The organism is Polynucleobacter sp. 35-46-11 (assembly GCF_002281105.1).
Map to the genome: position 1 here is coordinate 1 of NZ_NCFJ01000526.1, position 1,443 is coordinate 1,443.

General features: G+C 45.9%; 2 protein-coding genes. Both read left to right on the forward strand.

The genetic code is table 11. The features are described from left to right. Positions 1–568, forward strand: a 568-nt coding sequence (locus tag B7Y67_RS17190; protein WP_293599674.1) for a pirin family protein, incomplete at its 5' end; no start/stop codon positions are given. Between the two features lie 65 nt (positions 569–633). Then, positions 634–1,443: UxaA family hydrolase (locus B7Y67_RS17195; protein ID WP_293599675.1), on the forward strand; the 810-nt coding region annotated here is incomplete at its 3' end.

Below are 1,443 nucleotides of genomic sequence, written 5' to 3' on the forward strand. Positions count from 1 at the left end.
GGATCGAGTAGCGGCAGGTATGGGTTTTGGTAAGCATAGCCACCGCAATATGGAAATCATCAGCTATGTTTTATCTGGTGAATTGGCCCACGAAGACAGCATGGGAAACGTGAAAGGCATCCCACCTGGCGATGTTCAACGAATGAGCGCTGGAACTGGGGTCACTCATAGTGAATTCAATCACGCTAAAGATCAGACCACTCACTTCCTGCAAATTTGGATTCAACCAAATATCATGGAAATTCAGCCAAGTTACGAGCAAAAATCTATCCCTATCTCGGACAAGCAAGGCAAGCTTTGCTTAATAGCATCCCCCGATGGCGCAGGTAACGCGGTCAAAATTCATTCCGATGCCCGAATATATGTAGGCTTATTTGATGGATCCCAATCCCAGAAATTAGAGATCGATCCAGCACGTAAAGCCTATGCTCACCTTGTAAAAGGCTCTTTACAGGTCAACGGTATATCCCTGTCTACCGGTGACGCGCTCTTGATAGAAAACGAAAGTAGCCTAATCGTCAGTGATGGCAAAAATGCCGAAGTCATTATCTTTGACCTGAGTCATTAGAAATTTGGCGTTTGAGTCTTACGATCAGCATCTAAACGACAACCTGAAATAAGCAAAGAAATTCCATGATTGAAATCTCAGAGAAGCGCCTAATAGGCCCTATTATTCGACTCCATCCCAATGACAACATTGTGGTAGCCCGGGTAGATGTGGCAATTGGTGAAGCAGTCCCAAGTGAGAATTTCACGAGCCGCAGTCAAGTGCCAGCAGGTTACAAAATTGCAGCAAAGAAAATTCTCAAGGGCGAAGCTATTCTGAAATACAACGTGACCGTAGGATTCGCCAATACCGATATTGAGCCTGGCACGATGGTTCATAGTCATAACACGGAGTTTCGTGAATTCGATCGCGACTATGCCTATGCTAGCGAATACAAACCCACTACCCTCTTACCAGAAACTGAACGTGCGACTTTTCAAGGTTACGTGCGCGCCAATGGCAAAGTAGGTACACGCAATTTCATTGGCATTCTATCTACTGTGAATTGCTCTGCAACCGTCGTGAACAAAATTGCAGCGTGGTTTACCCCCGAACGCTTAAAAGATTTTCCCAATATCGACGGGGTGGTTGCATTTAGTCATGGTATTGGTTGTGGAATGGAAATGAGTGGCGAGCCTATGCAACTGCTTCGCCGAACCATGGCTGGATATGCGCAGCATCCTAACCTCGCTGCCGCCCTGATCATTGGCCTGGGTTGTGAACGTAATCAACTCAAAGGGTTGATGGAGCAAGAAGCCCTGCAAGAAAATTCCACTTTGCATACTTTCATCATGCAAGAAACTGGTGGAACACGCAAAACGATTGAAGCAGGAATTGAGGCTGTAAAAGCACTTCTCCCGGAAGTCAATAAAGTGAAAAGGCAAACTGTCTCTGCA